General features: G+C 67.8%; 14 protein-coding genes. 6 read left to right on the top strand and 8 right to left on the bottom strand.

Going from position 1 to position 20177, the window contains the following annotated elements:
- Positions 1-229 precede the first annotated feature (229 nt).
- Positions 230-1057, top strand: a complete 828-nt coding sequence (locus H536_RS0103305; protein ID WP_244495395.1) for a transporter substrate-binding domain-containing protein — start codon at positions 230-232, stop codon at positions 1055-1057.
- 10 nt (positions 1058-1067) lie between these two features.
- Here the strand turns inward: H536_RS0103305 and H536_RS0103300 are convergent, their stop codons facing one another.
- Positions 1068-1478: a tellurite resistance TerB family protein gene (locus tag H536_RS0103300; RefSeq protein WP_024349109.1), complete on the bottom strand. Its 411-nt coding sequence runs from the start codon at positions 1476-1478 to the stop codon at positions 1068-1070.
- Positions 1479-1687: 209 nt separating this feature from the next.
- Between H536_RS0103300 and H536_RS0103295 the strand changes: the two genes are divergently transcribed.
- Positions 1688-3352 carry a lysine--tRNA ligase gene (locus H536_RS0103295; protein ID WP_024349108.1) on the top strand — a complete coding sequence of 555 codons (1665 nt, stop codon included), beginning with the start codon at positions 1688-1690 and terminating at the stop codon, positions 3350-3352.
- A 52-nt stretch (positions 3353-3404) separates the two neighbouring features.
- On the opposite strand, the gene H536_RS0103290 is transcribed toward H536_RS0103295, so the two are convergent.
- Both H536_RS0103290 and H536_RS0103285 read right to left on the bottom strand, forming a co-directional pair.
- Positions 3405-4109: a thermonuclease family protein gene (locus tag H536_RS0103290; protein WP_024349107.1), complete on the bottom strand. Its 705-nt coding sequence runs from the start codon at positions 4107-4109 to the stop codon at positions 3405-3407.
- A 64-nt stretch (positions 4110-4173) separates the two neighbouring features.
- Positions 4174-4821, bottom strand: coding sequence for a LexA family transcriptional regulator (locus tag H536_RS0103285; protein ID WP_024349106.1), 648 nt, complete (start codon positions 4819-4821; stop codon positions 4174-4176).
- Positions 4822-5064: 243 nt separating this feature from the next.
- Between H536_RS0103285 and H536_RS0103280 the strand changes: the two genes are divergently transcribed.
- Positions 5065-6129 carry a YihY/virulence factor BrkB family protein gene (locus H536_RS0103280; protein WP_024349105.1) on the top strand — a complete coding sequence of 355 codons (1065 nt, stop codon included), beginning with the start codon at positions 5065-5067 and terminating at the stop codon, positions 6127-6129.
- 56 nt (positions 6130-6185) lie between these two features.
- Positions 6186-7565, top strand: a complete 1380-nt coding sequence (locus tag H536_RS0103275) for an L-serine ammonia-lyase (protein WP_024349104.1) — start codon at positions 6186-6188, stop codon at positions 7563-7565.
- A 57-nt stretch (positions 7566-7622) separates the two neighbouring features.
- Here H536_RS0103275 and H536_RS0103270 read toward each other — a convergent pair whose 3' ends face one another.
- The gene (locus H536_RS0103270; RefSeq protein WP_024349103.1) at positions 7623-8618 is read right to left on the bottom strand and encodes an SH3 domain-containing protein; all 996 of its coding nucleotides are present in this window, start codon (positions 8616-8618) and stop codon (positions 7623-7625) included.
- Positions 8619-8880: 262 nt separating this feature from the next.
- Positions 8881-11088, bottom strand: coding sequence for an FAD-dependent oxidoreductase (locus H536_RS0103265; protein WP_024349102.1), 2208 nt, complete (start codon positions 11086-11088; stop codon positions 8881-8883).
- A gap of 150 nt (positions 11089-11238) precedes the next feature.
- On the opposite strand from H536_RS0103265, the gene H536_RS0103260 reads away from it, so the two are divergent.
- The gene (locus H536_RS0103260; RefSeq protein WP_024349101.1) at positions 11239-12018 is read left to right on the top strand and encodes an EAL domain-containing protein; all 780 of its coding nucleotides are present in this window, start codon (positions 11239-11241) and stop codon (positions 12016-12018) included.
- 24 nt (positions 12019-12042) lie between these two features.
- Here H536_RS0103260 and H536_RS0103255 read toward each other — a convergent pair whose 3' ends face one another.
- The 3 genes from H536_RS0103255 to H536_RS0103245 all read right to left on the bottom strand — a co-directional run bounded on the left by H536_RS0103255 (position 12043) and on the right by H536_RS0103245 (position 15990).
- Positions 12043-13251, bottom strand: a complete 1209-nt coding sequence (locus H536_RS0103255) for an acetyl-CoA C-acetyltransferase (protein WP_024349100.1) — start codon at positions 13249-13251, stop codon at positions 12043-12045.
- A gap of 209 nt (positions 13252-13460) precedes the next feature.
- The gene (locus H536_RS0103250; RefSeq protein WP_024349099.1) at positions 13461-15257 is read right to left on the bottom strand and encodes an acyl-CoA dehydrogenase C-terminal domain-containing protein; all 1797 of its coding nucleotides are present in this window, start codon (positions 15255-15257) and stop codon (positions 13461-13463) included.
- Between the two features lie 262 nt (positions 15258-15519).
- Positions 15520-15990 carry a MerR family transcriptional regulator gene (locus H536_RS0103245; protein WP_035694435.1) on the bottom strand — a complete coding sequence of 157 codons (471 nt, stop codon included), beginning with the start codon at positions 15988-15990 and terminating at the stop codon, positions 15520-15522.
- A 397-nt stretch (positions 15991-16387) separates the two neighbouring features.
- On the opposite strand from H536_RS0103245, the gene H536_RS22360 reads away from it, so the two are divergent.
- Positions 16388-20131, top strand: a complete 3744-nt coding sequence (locus H536_RS22360; RefSeq protein ID WP_024349097.1) for a peptidoglycan-binding protein — start codon at positions 16388-16390, stop codon at positions 20129-20131.
- The last annotated feature ends 46 nt before the right edge of the window (positions 20132-20177 follow it).

Below are 20177 nucleotides of genomic sequence, written 5' to 3'. Positions count from 1 at the left end.
GACGCGTGAAGCGGGCATTCTTGCGTATGGCCGGTTGCGGGCCATAAGGTCCCGCCGCATAAGCCGTTCGAGGATCGGTCTGATCGTCACGCACGCAAACGACCCGCTCCAGGATGAAGTGCCGGGGCGCCGGCCGGCACCCGGTTGCATCGTGCGCGAGTGATGACGCAAGGGAAAGAAATCTATGCGGGTATGTTTCGCGTCAGGGTTGTTGCTGGTTGGAATACTCGTGTCCGCCGCTGGATTCCTCGGGGATGTGGTGACCGGCGCCGCAACCGTGAAGGCCCAGGTGGCGACGCCGAATTTCTTCGACCAGCGCCAGCGCATGACCAAGCCCGATCTCGGCGCGCGCACGCGCATCCGCTTCCTGACGACGACCAACTACCCGCCGTTCAACTTCCTCGACCGGCGTGGCCGGCTGGCGGGGTTCAATGTCGATCTCGTCCGGGCGATCTGCGAGGAGCTGGATATCCTGCCGCGCTGTCAGATCGAGGCGATGGCGTTTCGCGACCTGGTGCCCGCACTTCAGCGCGGCGACGGCGAGGCGATCGTTGCCGGCCTGTCGATGACCCCCGACACCCGGCGCGAGCTCGCCTTCACCGAACCCTATTTCCGGTACCCGGCACGCTTCGTGACCACCAAGGAGGCGCCGGTGAAGGAGCCGGTCGCCGACACGTTGGCCGGCAAGCCGGTGGGCGTTGCCGAGGGCGGCGCCCATGCGGCCATGCTGCGCAGCTTCTTTCCGCAGATTGACCGGCGGCTGTATCCTACCCGCGACGACGGACTTGCCGCTTTGCGCAAGGGCGAGGTCGCCGCCCATTTCGGCGACGGCGTCGGCCTGTCCTTCTGGCTGGAGAGCAACGCCGCCGAGGATTGCTGCGGGTTCTCCGGCGGACCGTTCCTGTCGGACCGCTTTCTGGGCGAAGGACTGTCGATCGCCGTGGCGCCGAAGGACGAGGAACTCGCCCGGGCCTTCGACTACGCGATCGGCCAGCTCGTCGAGAGCAAGCGGTTTTCCGAATTGCTGCTGCGCTACTTCCCGGTCAGCGCCTTTTGACGGCGCGCCGCTAGAGGCGCCGGTAGCGCACCCGGGCGGAATGCTCGATCGCGCCCGCGGTCAGCCGGTCGAGCTCGAAGGCGTCGCGCAGCATTTCCAGGAAGCGCAGTTCCGGCTGGCTGGCGTGGACGTCGGAGGCGGCAACCTCGATCGCCAGCGCATAGGCCGTTTCGTACAGCTTTTGCGGCAGCGCCGACATCAGGTTGTCGATGATCGTCTGCAGCCCGTCTTCCTGTTCGAGAATATGGCTGCAGCGCTCGGAAATGCCGTTCAGCCGGCCCCGGTCGAAACCTTCGAAGACCGGCAGAGTGTCGAGGATGGCCTGCAGTTCCCGCAGCTCGTGGTCGCTGATCGCGCCATCCGCCGCGGCCATCGACACCATGAGATGAACCAGGGCTTCGCGCGGTCCGAGATCCGACATTGTCTGCCTTCCTTGCTTCAGGGCTACCCTCGGCAAGCTATGCACCCGGGGCGGCTGCAACAAGCCGTCATTCGGCGCGGGCGGCTTTTGTTGACGCGCCGCCGGCTTCTTTCTAGACCGGGCGGCACCTGACGGTCCCCCGGCAATCTGCGCGTCCCCTTCGCAGTGCGCGCGGACGCCCGGGACCCGGATTTTCGAGGAATGCCTTCATGCCGAGCCCGCAGCCGGACACCGTCGACGTCGATCTCTTGCGGACCGAAGCCATGGCGTCGAATGCCTGGCCCTTCGAGGAAGCGCGCAAGCTCCTGAAGCGCTTCGAGAAGAGCGGCATGCCGGCGGAAGTCCTGTTCCAGACCGGCTACGGCCCGTCGGGGCTGCCGCATATCGGCACCTTCGGCGAGGTCGCGCGGACCTCGATGGTCCGCCACGCCTTCACGGTCTTGACCGACGGCGCGGTGCCGACGCGGCTCCTGTGCTTCTCCGACGACATGGACGGCCTGCGCAAGGTGCCGGACAACGTGCCGAACCGCGAGATGCTGGCGACCCATATCGGCAAGCCGCTGTCGCGGGTGCCCGACCCGTTCTCCGACGATTATCCGAGCTTTGCCGCCCACAACAATGCGCGGTTGCGGGCCTTTCTCGACCGGTTCGGCTTCGACTACGAATTCGCCTCGGCCACCGACTACTACGCCTCCGGCCGCTTCGACGCGACGCTTCTGAAGATGCTCGCCGCCTATGACGAGGTGCGGGCGATCATCCTGCCGACGCTCGGTGCCGAGCGGCAGGCGACCTATTCGCCCTTCCTGCCGATCCATCCGCGCACCGGCATCGTCCTGCAGGTGCCGACCGTCGAACGCGACGTCGAGCGCGGCATGATCGCCTATCTCGACCCGGAGACCGGCGAGCGGATCGAGACCACGGTGACCGGCGGCGCAGTGAAGTGCCAGTGGAAGGCCGACTGGGCCATGCGCTGGGCGGCGCTCGGCGTCGACTACGAGATGGCCGGCAAGGACCTGATCGATTCCGTCACCTTGTCGTCGAAGATCTGCCGGGCGATGGGCTCGGCGCCGCCGGAGGGGTTCAATTACGAACTCTTCCTCGACCAGAGCGGGCAGAAGATCTCCAAGTCGAAGGGCAACGGCCTGACCATCGACGAATGGCTGTCCTATGCCTCGCCGCAGAGCCTGGCCTTCTACATGTTCGGCAAGCCGCGCGCGGCCAAGCGGCTGTTCTTCGACGTGATCCCGAAGGCGGTGGACGACTACTACCAGTTCGTCTCCGCCTATCAGCGCCAGGAACTGCGCCAGCAGTTGCAGAACCCGGTCTGGCACATCCACAACGGAACGCCGCCGGCCAAGGGCGTGCCGGTGCCCTTCGCCATGCTGATCAACCTCGTTTCGGCCTCCAACGCGTCGAATGCGTCGACCCTGTGGGGCTTCATCACCCGCTACGCGCCGGGGGTGACCGCCGAGACCGATCCCGAACTCGACCAGCTCGTCGGCTATGCGCTGCGCTATTACGAGGATTTCGTCCGGCCGGCGAAGACGTTCCGGGCCCCTGACGCGGTCGAGCGCGAGGCGCTGGAATCGCTCGATGCCGCCTTTGCGGCGCTGCCGGCCGATGCCGATGGCGAGGCGATCCAGAACGCGCTGCTGGACGTCGCCCGGCCGATCGAGCGGTATCAGGACCACAAGAAGTCGGGGCCGCAGGGCGGGCCGGGCGTCTCCGGCGAGTGGTTCCAGGCGCTCTACCAGATCCTGATCGGACAGGAAAAAGGTCCGCGTTTCGGCTCCTTCGCGGCGCTTTACGGCCTTGCTGAAACCCGCGCCCTGATCCGCGACGCACTGGAAGGCCGGCTGGCTTCGGGCGCCTGACGCCCGGCCCCGTCCCCACGCGAACAAACCGGTGGCGGGCGTTCGCCGCCGTCTATCGCCAGATGCCGCGCTTCTCGCGCCGGGCTTCGGCCTCGGCGTCCTGATAGGGACCGCCGGGCGCCGCCTCGGCCCAGCCATTGCGCACGATCCATGCCCCGACATCGTCGCCGCGCAGCGTGCAGGCGCTGGTGATTGTCTCGTCGCGCTCGCCGAAATCCTCCGGGACCTCGCAGCGGATCGAGCGCGAGCGCAGGTAATTGCGCAGCTCTGTGCGCGCCCGCATGCCGCAGGGCCAGGCGTTCGCGCCCTCGCCGCAACTGCGTTCCAGCGGGAGCGCGGCGATGCCGGGCAGGGCGATCGTGCCGCGGCCGATTGTGAGATGCGCGGTGTCGCGCGCGATCGGGCGGGGCAACAGGATCTGCCGGGTTTCGGCGTTTTCGGGCTCGGTGGCTTGCTGCGGCGACGGGTCGGGCGCGCGCGGCGGCAGGCGGCGCAGCGGGCCGTCCGTCGCGGGGCCGCTGGTGATGCCGTCGGGCGTGACGTTCCGGCCGAGGCGGGGCGCTAGGCCGTCGTCGTTCGGGGCGCGTGCCGGCTCGGGCGCCCCGGGAGCGGAGGGCGCTGCCGGTTCGGCCGATTGCTCCGCCGCCGACGGGACAATGCGGGCCGGCTCCTGCAGTTCGTCGGGGGACGGCAACAGCCAAAAGAGGAGAGCGGCCAGCGCCGCAAGGCCGAGGGCTGCGAGCAGTGTGCGGATCACGCGCCGACGACCGCCGATCCCGCGCAGGGCCGGCTCGTCCCGCCGCCGGGACGCGGCTGCAGGATCACTGGCTGGCCCACAGGATGCGCGCCATCCATTCCACCTCGTCCATCTGGAACTGGCGGTCGGGGAAATCCGGATTGGTCGACGCCAGCTCGATGGTGCGGCTGGTCTGGCGCTGCAGGATCTTGGCCATCACCTCGCCTTCGCGGGTGCGCACCACGACCCGGTCACCGCGCCGGACGGCGGCGGCCGGGGAGACGATGAGGATGTCGCCATCGCGGTAGAGCGGCATCATCGACTGGCCCGATACCTCGAGGGCATAGACCGTCTCGTCGCCGGTCGAGGGCAGGGCGATCTCGTCCCAGCCCTGGCCGGCCGGAAATCCGGAATCGTCGAAGAAGCCGCCGCCACCGGCCTCGGCAAAGCCGAGCAGCGGCACGCTCATGGCGGGGCTGGGCGAGCGGGGACCGCCCGGCGTTTCGCCGCGCATCAGCGCGGCGAATTCCTCGATGCTGGTGTCGGTCGCGGCGATGACCTTGGCGATGGATTCGGTCGAGGGCCAGCGCGGGCGTCCGTCACTGGCATTGCGCTTGGACTTGTTGAAGGTCGTCGGATCGAGGCCGGCGCGCCGGGCGAGGCCGGAGGGCGACATCCGGTGGCGGGTCGCCAGGGCGTCGATCGCCAGCCATATCCGGTCATGGGAAAACATCGTGTGCGAAGCCCGGTCTGCGTCAGAGGAATAAATACCTCTGACCGGTCTTAAAGCGCCATCGTGCCGCTGTCCATATCGTAGCGTCAAATTCTTCGGAAGCAGCTAGGTCTGCCTTTGCGCGTCCGTGCGCCGCTGGGCAGCGGCCATGGTTGGTGCCATATGCTCTTCCAGCCTTATGGACGGGGCTGCCGACGCGCGGCGTATCGCGGCGGCATGCGATGGCAGGGACGGAATGACGGCATGGATCTGAAGTTCGCGGCGCATACCAGCGAGGAAACCCGCCGCCGGGCCAGCGAGCCGGGGCGCGGCCGCAGCGCCGGCGGACCGATGTCGATCCCCTGGAAGGGGTGGAAGGACATCAGCCTGCGCATCTACGCCTCGTTCTTCGACGATCGCGTCATGCTGATCGCCGCCGGCGCGACCTTCTACCTGCTGCTGGCGCTGTTTCCGGCCTTCGCCGTCTTCGTCTCGCTCTACGGCTTCGTCGCCGACCCGGTCTCGATCGGCGAACATATCGCCTTCATCGGCCAGTTCCTGCCGACGGCCGGCACCGAGCTCCTGGAATCGCAGCTGGCGCGCCTGGTGAGCCAGGATTCCTCGTCGCTGTCGCTGGGCTTCGTCAGCGGCCTGCTGTTTGCGCTGTGGAGCGCCAACAACGGCATCAAGACCCTGTTCGAGGCGATGAACGTCGCCTATGGCGAGCGCGAGCAGCGCAGCTTCTTCAAGCTGAACCTCGTCGCTTTCTGCTTCACCCTCGGCGCGATCTTCATCGGCATCGTGCTGATCGTCACCGTCGGCGTCGTTCCGGTGGTCATGGCCGTCTTCGGCCTGCAGAGCTTTTCGGAGATGATGATTGCGGCGATGCGCTGGCCGGTGGTCTTCGGGCTGATCGTCGTCGCCATCGCGATGATCTATCGGTATGGGCCCAGCCGCCGGCGCGCCCGCTGGAAATGGGTGGTCTCGGGCGCGCTCCTGGCGGCCGTCGTCTGGCTGCTCGCCTCGCTCGGCTTCTCCTGGTACCTGCAGAACTTCGCCAATTACAACGCCATGTACGGCTCGCTCGGCGCCGTCATCGGCTTCATGATGTGGGTGTGGATTTCCTCGCTGATCTTCATCATCGGCGCCGAGATCAATGCCGAGATGGAGCACCAGACGGCGCACGACACGGTAAACGACCCGCCCAGGCCGATCGGTGAACGCGGCGCCCGGGTCGCCGACACGCTGGGCAAGAGCTCGCGGCGCGATCCCGCCCCCACGGCGGAGAAGCGCGGCCTGTTCCGGCGCAAGCACAAGCATCCCGCCTGACGGCTTGCATGGCCGGCCAAAGCAGTCTCTTTTTGCGAGGTTGAGGGGGAGGCCGCATGTCCATCAGCCTGTTCGAGCTGTTCAAGATCGGGATCGGGCCGTCATCGTCCCACACGGTGGGGCCGATGTGGGCGGCGCGCCGCTTTCTCGACCGGCTCGACGATCGCGGGCTGAAGGGCGAGACGGCGCGGGTCGTCGTGCATCTCTACGGTTCGCTGGCGCTCACCGGCACGGGCCACGGCACCGACAAGGCGGTGATGCTCGGCCTGGCCGGCCTGCAGCCCGACACGCTCGACCCCGACGATGCGGAGGACCTGTTCGCCTATATCCGCGACAAGGGCGAGCTGCAGCTCGACCGCGGCCAACGCGTGCCGTTTCGCGACGGCGAGGAATTGATCTTCCTGAAGCGCGAGCGGCTGCCGCACCATTCCAACGGCATGCGCTTCACCGCCTTCGACGCGGCGGACCGGGAGATCGACAGGGCGGACTATTACTCCGTTGGCGGCGGTTTCGTGATGTCGGCAGAAGACGCTGCCGGAGAGACACCGGTGCTGACCAATGCCCGCGCACCCTACGAATTCAGCTCCGGCGACGAGCTTCTGGCGCTGTGCGAGGCGCATGGCCTGTCGATCGGGGAGGCGGTGCTCGCCAACGAGGAGACCTGGCGCTCGCGGGCCGAGATCCGCGACGGCATTCTGGGCATTCGCGATGCGATGCTCGATTCCATCGAGCGCGGCTGCCGGATGGACGGCATCCTGCCGGGCGGGCTGAACGTGCGTCGGAGGGCCAAGCAGCTCCACAACGAGCTTCTGCGAAAGCCGGAAAAGGCGCTGCGCGATCCGCTGACGACGCTCGACTGGGTCAATCTCTACGCGCTGGCCGTGAACGAGGAGAACGCCGCCGGCGGCCGGGTCGTCACCGCGCCGACCAACGGGGCGGCCGGCGTCATCCCGGCGGTGCTGGCCTATTACGAGCGCTTCGTGCACGGCGCGACGGACGACGGCGTCATCACCTTCATGGCGACATCCGCGGCGATCGGTGCGCTCTACAAGCAGAACGCCTCGATCTCGGCGGCCGAGATGGGCTGCCAGGGCGAGGTTGGCGTCGCCTGCTCGATGGCGGCGGCCGGTCTTTGCGCCGTCCTCGGCGGGACGCCGCGACAGGTGGAGAACGCCGCCGAGATCGCCATGGAGCACAATCTCGGCCTGACCTGCGACCCGATCGGCGGGCTCGTGCAGATCCCCTGCATCGAGCGCAACACGATGGGCGCGGTGAAGGCGATCAACGCCGCGCGCCTGGCCCTGAAAGGCGACGGCACGCATTTCGTCTCGCTGGACAATGTCATCGAGACGATGCGCCAGACCGGCAACGACATGAGCGAGAAGTACAAGGAAACCGCGATGGGCGGGCTCGCCGTCAACGTCACCATCTGCTGAGGCCGGGGCCGCATTGCCAATGGTCGCCATGCCCGTGACCGGGCATGGGCTGGCCTATCAGCCGCGCTGGTCGACGAAATCGCGGAAGACGAAGCCGCGCTGGCCATTCGCCGAGACCTCGCACCAGGAGGTGCAGGCGATGACGGTGACCGCCATGCCCTTTTCCAGGACGGCGACGATGGTCGCGTTGTTCTCCGGCTTGGCCCGCATGTTGACGCTGGCCGTGACGATGCCGCCCGGGCCGTCCTCAGGCTGTGCGGCCGCGAGCTCCTCCTGCGCGGGGGCGCCGTCGACAGGGACCGCGGGGGTGGTGCCGCGCAGGGCTTCCTCGACGGTGAGGGGGGCGGAATCGGTCGACGGCGGCGTCTGCGCTGTCGGGACCTGCGGGACGATCGGCCCGAGCGGCGCGACGGTGTCCAGATCGATCGCGCCGGGGCGTGGCGGTTCGATGCTGTCGGCGTCGGCGATGATCGGGCCGACGCTGCCGGTCGTGCTCAGATAATCGGGATTCTCGACGGCTGCGATAAGTTGGGCCGCATCCGGCGGCAGGCGCAGATTAAGTGCTGCGGCCACGGCGGCCTCGCTCATGGCCGGGGGGCGGGCGACGGTTTCGGGCATCGCGGCGATGGCGGGGCGCAGGCGACCGCCGGTCTCGGCCGAGGCGACCCGTTCGGCCACCGGCGTCATGGCATCGGCCATGCGCCGGGCGATGGCCGCGTCGTCGGATGCCGCGGGCGTCGACTGCGAGACCTGCGGGGCGTTGCCGGCCGGAGTGCTCGTGCGCAGGAGCGTCGGCGTCAGCGCGGCGACGATGGCCACCGAGGCGATCGTCGCCAGAATATAGGCGGTGATGGGCCGCCGCCGCAGGCGGGTGAAGAAGCCGGGCGGCCGGCCGCGGTTCGACAGCCGTCCGCTCGGCTGCCTGCCCTGGACCAGACGGTCGACCCAGCCAGTATCGGCCTGCCGGCGATCGTAATCCGAACGACGCTCGACGAGGCGCCTGCGGATCGCCTCCTCGCTCGGCCGATGTCGATTGCGCGGCCCCCTCGTCATCCTGCTTCTCCTCGTCGGCCGCGTGCCGCGCCGGGCGCCGATGGCAGCTCCGGGGCGCGCCTGCCGCAAATTTCTGCGCGCCATGGCTGGCGCGTCGGTGCGAACGTCCCTCGTCTTGTCTTAAAGCTTTAAATTATGGCCGTTCGGCGTTGCAAACCGTTTCGTCACTGAATGAAAAGCATTCGCCGCTCGCGCGCAAGAAAAAGGGGGAGAACCGGTTCCGGTCCTCCCCCATGTCTGGCTGGCCTTGCAGGAAGCCTGATCAGGCGGCTTCGGCCTTCGAGCCTTCCGGCGGGAAGCGCCCGTAGAAGGTTTCACCGGTCTTCGCCATCTCGCGCAGCAGCGGCGTCGGCTCGAAGCGCTCGCCATGCTTGGCGGCCAGCTTCTCGCAGAGCGCGACGAAGGCCTTGGTGCCCATGCCGTCGATGTAGCTGATCGTGCCGCCGGTATAGGGCGCGTAGCCGAAGCCGAGAATCGAGCCGACATCGGCCTCGCGCGGGTCGACGACGACGCCTTCCTCCATGGTGCGCGCCGCTTCCAGCGCCATGGTGGCGAGGAAGCGTTGCTTGAGCTCCTCGAAGTCGATCTGGTCGGCCGGCTGCTGCTCGAACATGTCCTTCAGGCCGGGCCACAGCGACTTCTTGGCGGGCTTGGCCGGATAGTCGTAGAAGCCCTTGCCCGCCTTGCGGCCGAGCCGGCCGTCGCCGTTCATCTGCTCGACCAGCTTGAAGTGGCGCGGATCGACCGAATCCTCGCCCATGTCGCGCATGGTCGCCTTCATGATCTTCAGCGACAGATCGACCGCGGTCTCGTCGTTGAGGGCGAGCGGGCCGACCGGCATGCCGGCGAACTTGGCGGCATTCTCGATCATCGCCGGGGGCACGCCCTCGACCAGCATGTCGTAGGCTTCCGACATGTAGCGGAGCACGCAGCGATTGGCGAAGAAGCCGCGGGTATCGTTGACGACGATCGGCGTCTTCTTGATGGCCCGCACAAAGTCCAGCGCGACGGCCAGGGCCTTGTCGCCGGTCTTCTCGCCGAGGATCACCTCGGTCAGCATCATCCGGTCGACCGGCGAGAAGAAGTGGATGCCGATGAAGCGCTCCTGGTCCTCGAAGGCCTCGGCCAGGCTGGTGATCGGGATGGTGGAGGTGTTGGACGCGTAGATCGCATCCTTGCGCAGGACGGCGGCGACCTTCTTCGTCACCTCGGCCTTCACGTCGCGGTCCTCGAACACTGCCTCGACGACGAGGTCGGCATTCTTCAGAGCGTCATAGTCCGGCGTGGCGGTGATCTTCGCCAGCACGGCCTCGGCCTGTTCCTTGGTGGCGCGGCCCTTGGAGACGAGGCCTTCCATCAGCTTGCGCGAATGCGCCTTGCCCTTGTCGGTGGCCTCCTGGTCGCGGTCGATGAGGACGACGTCGAGGCCGCCCTGGGCCGCGACATAGGCGATGCCGGCGCCCATGAAGCCGGCGCCGATGATGCCGACCGTCTTCAGATCGCTGGCTGGCACGTTCTTCGGCCGGCGGGCGCCTTTGTTGAGTTCCTGCATGGAGACGAAGAGCGAGCGGATCATCATCGCCGCCTCGGTCGTCTGCAGGACCTCGGTGAAGTAGCGCTGCTCGATGGTCAGCGCGGTGTCCATGGGGACGAGAAGTCCCTCATAGACGCATTTCACGATGGCGCGGGCACCGGGATAATTGTCGTTGGTCTCCTTGCGGTAGAGCGAGGCGACCGCCGGCCAGACCTGTGCACCCTGCGGCGAGTAGACCGGGCCGGAGGGCAGCTTGAAGCCCTTCTGGTCCCACGGCTTCACCGCCGAGAGGCCCGACTTCAGCATCTCCTTGGCCGTGGCGACGAGCTCGTCCTGCGACACGACCGCGTCGATCAGCTTCATGCCCTTGGCCTTGTCGGCGGTCAGGGTGGAGCCCTTGAGCAGCATCTGCAGGGCGCTCTGGGTGTCAGTCAGACGCGGTACGCGCTGGGTGCCGCCGGCGCCGGGGAAGATGCCGACCTTGACCTCGGGCAGGCCCATCTTGGCGCTGGTGGTGGCGACACGGCCGTGGCAAGCGAGCGCCAGTTCGAAGCCGCCGCCCATGCAGGTGCCGTTGATCGCCGCGACGAAGGGCTTGCCGCAGGTCTCCAGCTTGCGCCAGATCCAGGACATGCGGCCGGCGCCGTCGAAGAGCTCGCGGATCGCCTCGTCGGGGTTCTCGCGCTTCTTCGCCTCGAAGCTCTCGAACATGCCGGAGAGCATCTTCAGGTCGGCGCCGCCGGTGAAGGAGCCGGTCTTGCCGGAGGTGATGACGACGCCCTTGACCGCCGCGTCGGCGACCATCTCGTCGACCATTGCGTCGAACTCACCCGTGACCTCCTGGGTGAAGACGTTCATCGAGCGACCGGGCATGTCCCAAGTGACAAGGGCCAGGCCGTCGCCGTCGATCTCGATGGTGAAGTTCTCGCTGTTCATCAATTCGCTCCCAGATCGGACGCTTGCCGTCTATCATTTTCCATGTCCCGCCAAGGCGTTGCCACCGGCAGGGGTGTGAAACTTTCAGGGTTGTTAAACCACTCGACCCTTACAATACGGGCCTTCATACGCACCGACGAGTTGCTGCCCATGTCCGAAACCGCCTGCCCCGGCTGCCAGACTTCCCGCCCGCTGGACTTCCAGTTCTCCATGGCCTTCCAGCCCATCCTCGACATCGCGTCGGAGCGGGTCTGGGGCTACGAGGCCCTGGTGCGGGGCCTCAACGGGGAGGGCGCCTACAACATTCTGTCGCAGGTCTCGGCCGACCAGAAATACCGCTTCGACCAGGCCTGCCGGGTGAAGGCGATCTCGCTGGCGTCGCAGCTGTTCCCCGCCGGCGAGCTGCCGCATCTGTCGATCAACTTCCTGCCCAACGCCGTCTACGAGCCGTCCGCCTGCCTGCGCGCGACCCTTGCGGCCGCCCGCAAGAGCAGCTTCCCGCTGACCTCGATCATGTTCGAGTTCACCGAGAGCGAGCAGATGACCGACGTCGCGCATCTGCAGAACATCATCGCCGAGTACCGCAAGATGGGCTTCATCACGGCCCTCGACGATTTCGGCGCCGGCTATGCCGGGCTGGGCCTCCTCGCCGATTTCCAGCCCGACCTGATCAAGATCGACATGCATCTCGTGCGCGGCATCGACACCAGCCGCGCCCGCCAGGCGATCCTCGCGGCGACCCTGTTTGTCGCCCGCGAGCTCGACATCACGGTGCTGGCCGAGGGCGTCGAGACGGCGGCCGAGTTCGCGGCGCTGAAGGCGGCTGGCGTCACCCTGTTCCAGGGCTACTACTTCGCCAAGCCGGCCTTCGAGACGCTGCCGGCGCTCGCGGTGCATCCGCATGAGATCGGTGTCCAGCACGTCGCCTGACCCCAGCCCCGGCAGCATGTCGCCTCAGACCCGCTCGATGATCGTGGCGGTGCCCATGCCGGCGCCGATGCACAGGGTGACCAGCGCGGTCTGCTTGCCCTGACGCTCGAGCTCGTCGAGCACCGTGCCGAAGATCATCGCGCCGGTGGCGCCGAGCGGATGGCCCATGGCGATGGCGCCGCCATTCACGTTGATCTTGTCATGGTCGATGTCGAAGGCCTGCATGTAGCGCAGGACGACGGCCGCGAAGGCTTCGTTCAGCTCGAACAGGTCGATGTCGCCGATGGTCATGCCGGCGCGCTTCAGGAGCTTTTCCGTCACGTCGACCGGGCCGGTGAGCATCAGCGCCGGATCGGAGCCGATATTGGCGAAGGCCTTGATGCGGGCGCGCGGCTTGACGCCGAGGGCCTCGCCGCCGGCCTTGGAGCCGAGCAGGACGGCGCCGGCGCCATCGACGATGCCGGAGGAATTGCCGGCGTGATGGACGTGATTGACCCCCTCGATCTCGGGATGGGCCTGGATGCCGACGGCGTCGTAGCCGCCCATCTCGCCATGCATGGCGAAGGAGGCGTTGAGGCTGCCGAGCGACTGCATGTCGGTGGACGGGCGCATGTGCTCGTCACGGTCGAGGATGGTCAGACCGTTCTGGTCCTTGACCGGGACGACGGACTTGGCAAAGCGGCCCTCTTCCCAAGCCTTGCCGGCACGCTTCTGGCTCTCGACGGCATAGGCGTCGACGTCGTCGCGCGAAAAGCCGTATTTGGTGGCGATCAGGTCGGCCGAGACGCCCTGCGGCATGAAATAGGACGGAATGCCCACGGACGGATCCATGATCCAGGCGCCGCCGGACATGCCCATGCCGACCCGCGACATGGATTCCACGCCGCCGGCGATGACGATGTCCTCGGCGCCCTGGGCGATCTTGGCGGCGCCGAGATTCACCGCGTCGAGACCGGAGGCGCAGAAGCGCGAGATCTGCATGCCCGGAGCGGCGAAGTCGTAGCCGGCCTCGAAGGCGCTGGCGCGCGGGATCACCGAGCCGGCCTCGCCGACCGGATCGACGCAGCCGAAGATGATGTCGTCGACGGTGCGGGTGTCGATGCCGTTGCGGTCGCGCAGGGCTTCCAGAACCTTGGCGCCGAGGCGCACGGCGGGCACCTCATGCAGCGCGCCGTCCTTCTTGCCGCGGCCGCGGGGCGTGCGGACGTGATCGTAGATATAGGCTTCGGTCATTGATGTTCCTCCGTGTTCCGCGCGCCCAGGCCGCCTGCGGGCGGCGCGCCGTATGCCGCGATGAAATCCTCATGGACCCGGCCGTTTGGGCCGGGTCGGCCCGTCGCCAGGGCGCGACGGGTGCAGTGTCCGGTCGCCTCCGACATGGCCACCCGGCAGCGCCAAGGCAATGGCCGCCGCTGCCGGACGCCCTCCCGGGCGGTCGCCGCCTAGAAGGCGTCGGCGTCCATCGCCATCATGGAATCGGCGCCGGTGGAGATGCGCGCCAGATGGGCGGCGCTCTCCGGCATCACCCGCTCCATGTAGAAGCGCGCGGTCAGGAGCTTCTTCTCCATGAACTCCGAGCGGCCATTGGCGCCGGCGGCGATCTTTTCCTGCGCGACCTTGGCCATGCGGCCCCACATGTACCCCATGGCGACGAGGCCGAAGAGATGCATGTAGTCGGTCGAGGCGGCGCCGGCGTTGTCGGGTTTGGCCATGGCGTTCTGCATCAGCCACATGGTAGCCTGCTGCAGGTCGTTCAGACCTTTCTTCAGCGCCTTGGTGAAGGGCGCCATCGCCTCGTTGGCGCGGTTCTCCTCGCAGAACTGGCCGACCTCGGCGAAGAAGGACTGCACCGCGCGGCCACCGTTCAGGCCGAGCTTGCGGCCGACGAGGTCGAGCGCCTGGATGCCGTTGGCGCCCTCGTAGATCTGGGCAATGCGGGCGTCGCGGACGAACTGCTCCATGCCCCATTCGCCGATATAGCCGTGGCCGCCATAGACCTGCTGGGCCATCACGGCGTTGTCGAAGCCCTTGTCGGTCAGGACACCCTTGATGACCGGGGTCATCAGGCCCATCCAGTCGTCGGCGGCCTGGCGATCCTTCTCCTCCTCGGCGCGATGCGACAGGTCGCCCTTCAGCGCGGTCCACAGGACCAGCGCCCGGCCGGCCTCGTTGATCGACCGGATGGTCATCAGGATGCGGCGGATGTCCGGATGGACGATGATCGGGTCCGCCTTCTTCTCCGGTGCCTTGGCGCCGGCGAGCGAGCGGCCCTGGATGCGTTCGCGGGCATAGGTGACGGCGTTCTGGTAGGCGACTTCCGAGATCGCCAGGCCCTGGACGCCGACGCCGAGCCGCGCCTCGTTCATCATCGTGAACATGGCGCGCAGGCCCTTGTCGGCCTCGCCGATGAGGTAGCCGGTCGCGTCGTCGTAGTTCATGACGCAGGTGGCGTTGCCGTGGATGCCCATCTTCTCTTCGAGCGAACCGCAGACGACGCCGTTGCGCTCGCCCGGATTGCCGTCGGCGTCGAGGACGAATTTCGGTACGATGAAGAGCGAGATGCCCTTCACGCCCTCCGGCGCGCCCTCGATGCGGGCGAGGACCAGATGGACGATGTTGTCGGCCATGTCGTGTTCGCCGGCGGAGATGAAGATCTTCTGGCCGGAGATGCGGTAGCTGCCGTCATCCTGCGGCACCGCCTTGGTGCGCAAGAGGCCGAGATCGGTGCCGCAATGCGGCTCCGTCAGGTTCATGGTGCCGGTCCACGAGCCCTCGATCATCTTCGGCAGGTAGGTCTGCTTCTGCTCGTTCGAGCCGTGAACCGAGATCGCGGCGATCGCGCCGGCGGTCAGGCCCGGATACATGGCGAAGGCCATGTTGGCCGAGGACATGTATTCCGACACGGCGGTGGCGAGCGTGTGCGGCAGGCCCTGGCCGCCATATTCGGGATCGAAGGGCAGGCTGCCCCAGCCGCCTTCGCGAAAGGTGTCGTAGGCGGCCTTGAAGCCCTTGGGCGTCGTCACCGAACCGTCGGCGGCGCGGGTGCAGCCCTCGAGATCGCCGACCCGGTTCAGCGGCTGCAGCACTTCGCTGGCGACGCGGCCGGCCTCGCCGAGGATTGCTTCGACGACGTCGGGCGACGCGTCCGCAAAACCGGGAAGATTGTTGTAGCGGTCGAAGCCGAGCAGGTCGTTCAGGACGAACAGCGTGTCTTCGGTGGGGGCCTGGTAGGTCGGCATGCGATTCCTCCGTCTCGAGCGTCGGCGGCTTATCGCTAACTTTGACGTAAACGTCAACGGCTGATCGACGGCGACGGACCCCCATGATGTCGCATGGGTGGGTGACACGCGCGATGTCGCGGAAGGGGATATGGAGAGCGGCGAGGAAACGCGCGGCGTGCGCGAAGCCGGGACCAGGGCTGATGCGGCGGCGCGAAGCGCGGCGGCGGCCTGACCGGGCAGGGAAGCGGCGGGCGCATCGTCAGACGCGCCCGCCGGATAATCAGTCGGTGACTTCGTTCAGCCGGGCGCGGACATAGTTGATGGAGACGTCCATGGCGTGGATCGAATCCTCGATCTCGCGCTTCTGGTCCTGCAGGATCTCCTGCTGCTCCTCGAAGCGCTCCAGCACGACCTCGAGCTGTTTCCGCTTGCCGTTGGGCTGATGATAGATCTCGATCATCTGCTTGGCTTCGGTCAGCGAGAAGCCCAGCGTCTTGGCGAGCAGGATCAGCCGCAGCCGGGTCCGGTCGTGACGGCTGTAGAGGCGCGTGGTGCCGCGGCGCTCGGGCGCCAGAAGACCGCGATCCTCGTAGAAGCGGAGGGTGCGCAGCGTGACGCCGAATTCCTTCGACAGGTCGCCGATCTTGAACAGCTCCTTATCGGTCGCCGCCTGATCGTCGAGGTTGAGCAGAAAGCCGATGTCGATCGACGTCGTGTCGTCTTCGCGTTCGGCGAGCTTCAGATTGGTCATGTCTTGAATTCCGTAACTGCGCATTCGTTTGAACGGCTCGCACCCGAGGGCCGGCGACTCATCCTGTTTCGGCTACATAGGCCATTGTGCGGCGAATAACGCGCGAATTGAGGCTGTTACAAGACGTAGCGTCAATTGACGGTCCAGCCTCGGGTCGGCTTCCGGTGTTATTCACTAACAAAGCGGTAATGGGGTTAACCCGCAATTAACCCTGTTGGACGAATTTGCTCCAGACACCAGCAGGCACCGGAGCCGGCCCAGCGAGGCTCAAGCCGATCGGGAATGTGATATGGCCGAGAAGAAGTCGAAATTGGCGCAAGGTGGATCGCCCCGCGACGATTCGTCCCTCGATACGCTCAGCCGTACCCTGGAAGAACTAGAACTCCGTTTGACCCAGATGAGTTCCGCCAAGGCGGCGCCGCGACCTGTCGCCGACGTCGCGGCGGAGCCCGCGGCTGCTCCGCGGACCGCAACCCGCCTGAAATCCGTCGCCAAGTCCGCCGACGGCCAGCGGCCGAACCGGCCGACACTCTCCGAAGCTGTGTCGCAGATCGTCATGCGCCAGCAGATGCTCGACCGCGAAAACGGCGACGTGCGCGACGGTGCGGCGGCGGCCGCGCCGGCTCCCCGCCGCCAGACCCGCGACGCGGCACCGGGCTCCGATATCTCCCGCGACCTCGAGCGTCTGCGCACCGAACTGCGCGCCGACATGGACCGCAGCCTGAAGTCGCGATTCGACGACATGCGGCACGCCTTCGACGACCTGCGCACCATGATCGCCGACCGCGCCAGCGCCGAGACGATAGACGCCGAGATCGCCCGGGTCGATGACGGGCTGTCGCGGATGGCCGATGGCGGCGCCGATCGCGAAGCCGTGCAGTCGCTGCGCAAGGAGCTGGAAGCCATGCGCTCGCTCGTCGGCGAGATGGCCCGCGAGGAGACCGTGAAGGATCTCGGCCGGCGCTGGGACGCGGTCGGCACCGAATTCAGCGACCGGGCCGAAGAGGACACCCGGGCCCGCCGCGACCTGAAGGACGAGCTGGAGCGCATCCGCGTGTCGCTCGGGTCGCTCGCCAGCGAGGATCACGTCAAGTCGGTCGAGCGCCGGCTGGACGAGTTCGAGGCGCGCCACACGGCGGTGTTCCAGGAGTTTGCCGAGGGCGGCATTTCCGACATGCTCAAGACCGAGATCAACGGTCTGCGCGGCAAGCTGGAGACGCTGGCGTCCGAAAAGTCGATGCGGGCCGTCGAGGAGCGCTGGGACGCGCTGGAGGACAAGTTCGCCTCGCGCGAGATCGAAGGCAAGATCGAGGCGATGTCGGGCCGCATGGAGCAGCTCGAGGCCGCGCTTGCCAAGCTGCCCGAGACGCTGGCCATCGCCCCACTGGAGCAGCGGGTACACGCGCTGGCCGTCGGCATCGAGGCGATCGCCAAGCAGCAGCAGGACGAATTCGAACTCGATCATTTCGCCCAGCTCGAGGAGCGTCTCGACGAGATCTCCCGCGCCATCGTCGCGGCGGCGAGCCGGACGCCGGCGATCGACATGAGCCCGGTCGAGCGGATCGAGGCCCGGCTGCAGAGCCTGACCGCCCGCGTCGACCACCTCGCCGAAGAGGGCGATACCCAGTTGCTGTCCGGCCGCATCGGCGAATTGTCCGACCGGATCGAATCGCTCGCCGACGGAACCGCCGCCGCCGATCTGGCGGAGCGGATCGAGCGCTTCTCGACGCGGCTCGAGCATCTCCTCAATGCCAGCGAGGGATCGTCCCTCGAAGCGGTCGCCATCGAGAACCGGCTGCAGACGCTGGCCGAGCAGATCGAGACCACCTCCGCCTCGCGCGTCAATGACGAGATGGTGCGTTCGCTGGGCGCCCAGATCGCCCGCCTGTCGGACCAGATCGGCGAGGGCGGCATGTCCGGTGCCATGATCGATCCGGAACTCGACGAGCGCCTGGCCGACATCGAGCGCCGGCTGGACGAGAACCGCGACGCCATCGTCGTTTCCGCCCGCGCCGCCGCCGACGAGGCGATCCGCCAGATGATGGAATCCGGCGATCTGCGCCAGGGCCGGCATGTGGCGCAGCTGTCCGAGGACCTGCGTTCGCTGGAAGCCTTCTCCCGCCAGACCGGCGAGCAGTCGCAGGAATTCTACAAGACGGTCCATGCGACGCTGATCCGGCTGGTCGAGCGGATCGACACCATCGACAACGAGATGCAGCGCAGGGATCGCGGCGAGGACGGCGCGGGCGCCGCCGCCGGCGAGGCGCGCTTCGTCCAGGCCGAGCCGAAGGTCGCCGCTGCCGCCGAACCGCAGGCGCCGCGTGGCCTGCGCGGACTTCTCGGCCGCAAGCTCGGTGCCGGCAGGGCAGCGGTCGATGCCGATGCCGTCACCGGACGTGCCGACGCGGCACGGCAGGGGGACGACCCGGAGGTCATGGTCGCCGAGTTCCCGGGGAACCGTGACGCGGTGTCGAGCCCGGTGCCGCCGGTCGAGGCCCCGTCGCTGGACGCTGCCGACATCTTCGAATCCGACGAGGCCAACCGGCCGCTCGCCATCGGCTCCGGCACGCCGGACATCGCCGCGCTGCTGCAGCGGGTGCGGGCCCAGCAGGCTGGCCAGACCGGCGAGGCGGACGAGGGCGGCCGCGCCGACTTCATCGCCGCCGCGCGGCGCGCCGCCATGGCCGCCGCCTCCGAAGCCGAGGGCCTGCGCTCCGGCGAGGCCGATGACAGCGACGAGCGCGGCGGGGGCGTCACCGATTTCATCGCGCGCCGGCGCAAGCCGATCCTCATGGCGATCGGCGCGGTGCTCCTGGCACTGATGGCGCTGCCGCTCGGCCAGGCGCTGAACGCGCCATCCGATGGCGACGAACTGGTCGCCGACACCAGCCAGCCCGAAATTCTCGTTGAGCAGGCGACCACGACACCGCTCGTCGCGGACAGTACCCCTGAGGCGGCCGCGCCTGCGGCGTCTGCGGCTGCCGACCGGACCGATGGCACGGCGCCCGCGAGCGCCGGATCGGACGACACGCGCACCGCCGAGGCCGGCACCGATGGCAGCGATGCCCTGATGTCGCCCGCGGCGCTGTCGCCGACACCGGCCGGACCGCGTGCGATCGACGACGAGGTTGCGACGGCGACGCCGGCCAAGGCCGCCGACACGCTGATCAGCCGTTCCCTGTCGGGCGCACCGGGCGCTGCCGGCTTCACCCCCACCAGCGGCGCCGACGTCGCCAATGCCGGGGCCGCTGCGGCCATGAGCTCGGTCGGCCCGGTTCCGCCGATCCCGGACGGTATCGGCAATGCGGCCCTGACCGATGCGGCAGAAGCCGGCGACCCCAAGGCGATCTTCGAGATCGGCCTGCGGCTGATGGAAGGCCGCGACTCGGAGCCGAAGCCGGCGGTCGCGGCTGAATGGTTCGCCAGTTCCGCCGAGCGCGGCTTCGCGCCGGCCCAGTACAGCCTCGGCACGCTCTACGAGAAGGGCAACGGGGTCGAGCGCGACACGATCGCGGCGCGCGACTGGTATCTCAAGGCCGCCGAGCAGGGCAACGTGCGCGCCATGCACAATCTGGCGGTGCTGTTCGCCACCGGGGTCGACGGCAAGTCGGAGCCGAAGCTGGCGGCGCAGTGGTTCGAAAAGGCCGCCGAATACGGCATGACCGACAGCCAGTACAATCTCGGCATTCTTTATGCCCGAGGGGCCGGCGTCGACCAGGACCTGACGGAATCCTTCAAATGGTTCTCGATCGTCGCCACGGCCGGCGACGAGGATGCCGGTCGCAAGCGCGACGAGGTTGCCAAGTCGCTGACGCCGGAACGGCTGAAGTCGGCGGAAGAGAAGGTCGCGGGCTTCACGCCGAAGCCGCGCGACGAGGCGGTGAACACCGTGGACGTTCCGGCCGACTGGGCCGACAGCACCGCACCGATGCAGACCTCGTCCATCGACATGAAGCGGGCGATCCGCAACATCCAGGCTATCCTGATCAAGCTCGGCTACGAGCCGGGGGAGCCGGACGGCGTCGTCGGCCAGCAGACCACGGCCGCCATCAAGGCCTTCCAGAAGGAAGCCGGGCTGACCGCGGACGGCAGCATCGACGAGACGCTGATCCGGGCCCTGCTGGCGCGCAAGGACGGCTGAGACACCGTGCTGCGGGGCGCGTCGCCGACATCGCGGATTTGACAGG

Source organism: Aurantimonas coralicida DSM 14790 (assembly GCF_000421645.1).
GTDB classification, from domain to species: domain Bacteria; phylum Pseudomonadota; class Alphaproteobacteria; order Rhizobiales; family Rhizobiaceae; genus Aurantimonas; species Aurantimonas coralicida.
This window is presented reverse-complemented; position numbering and strand designations above follow the sequence as displayed.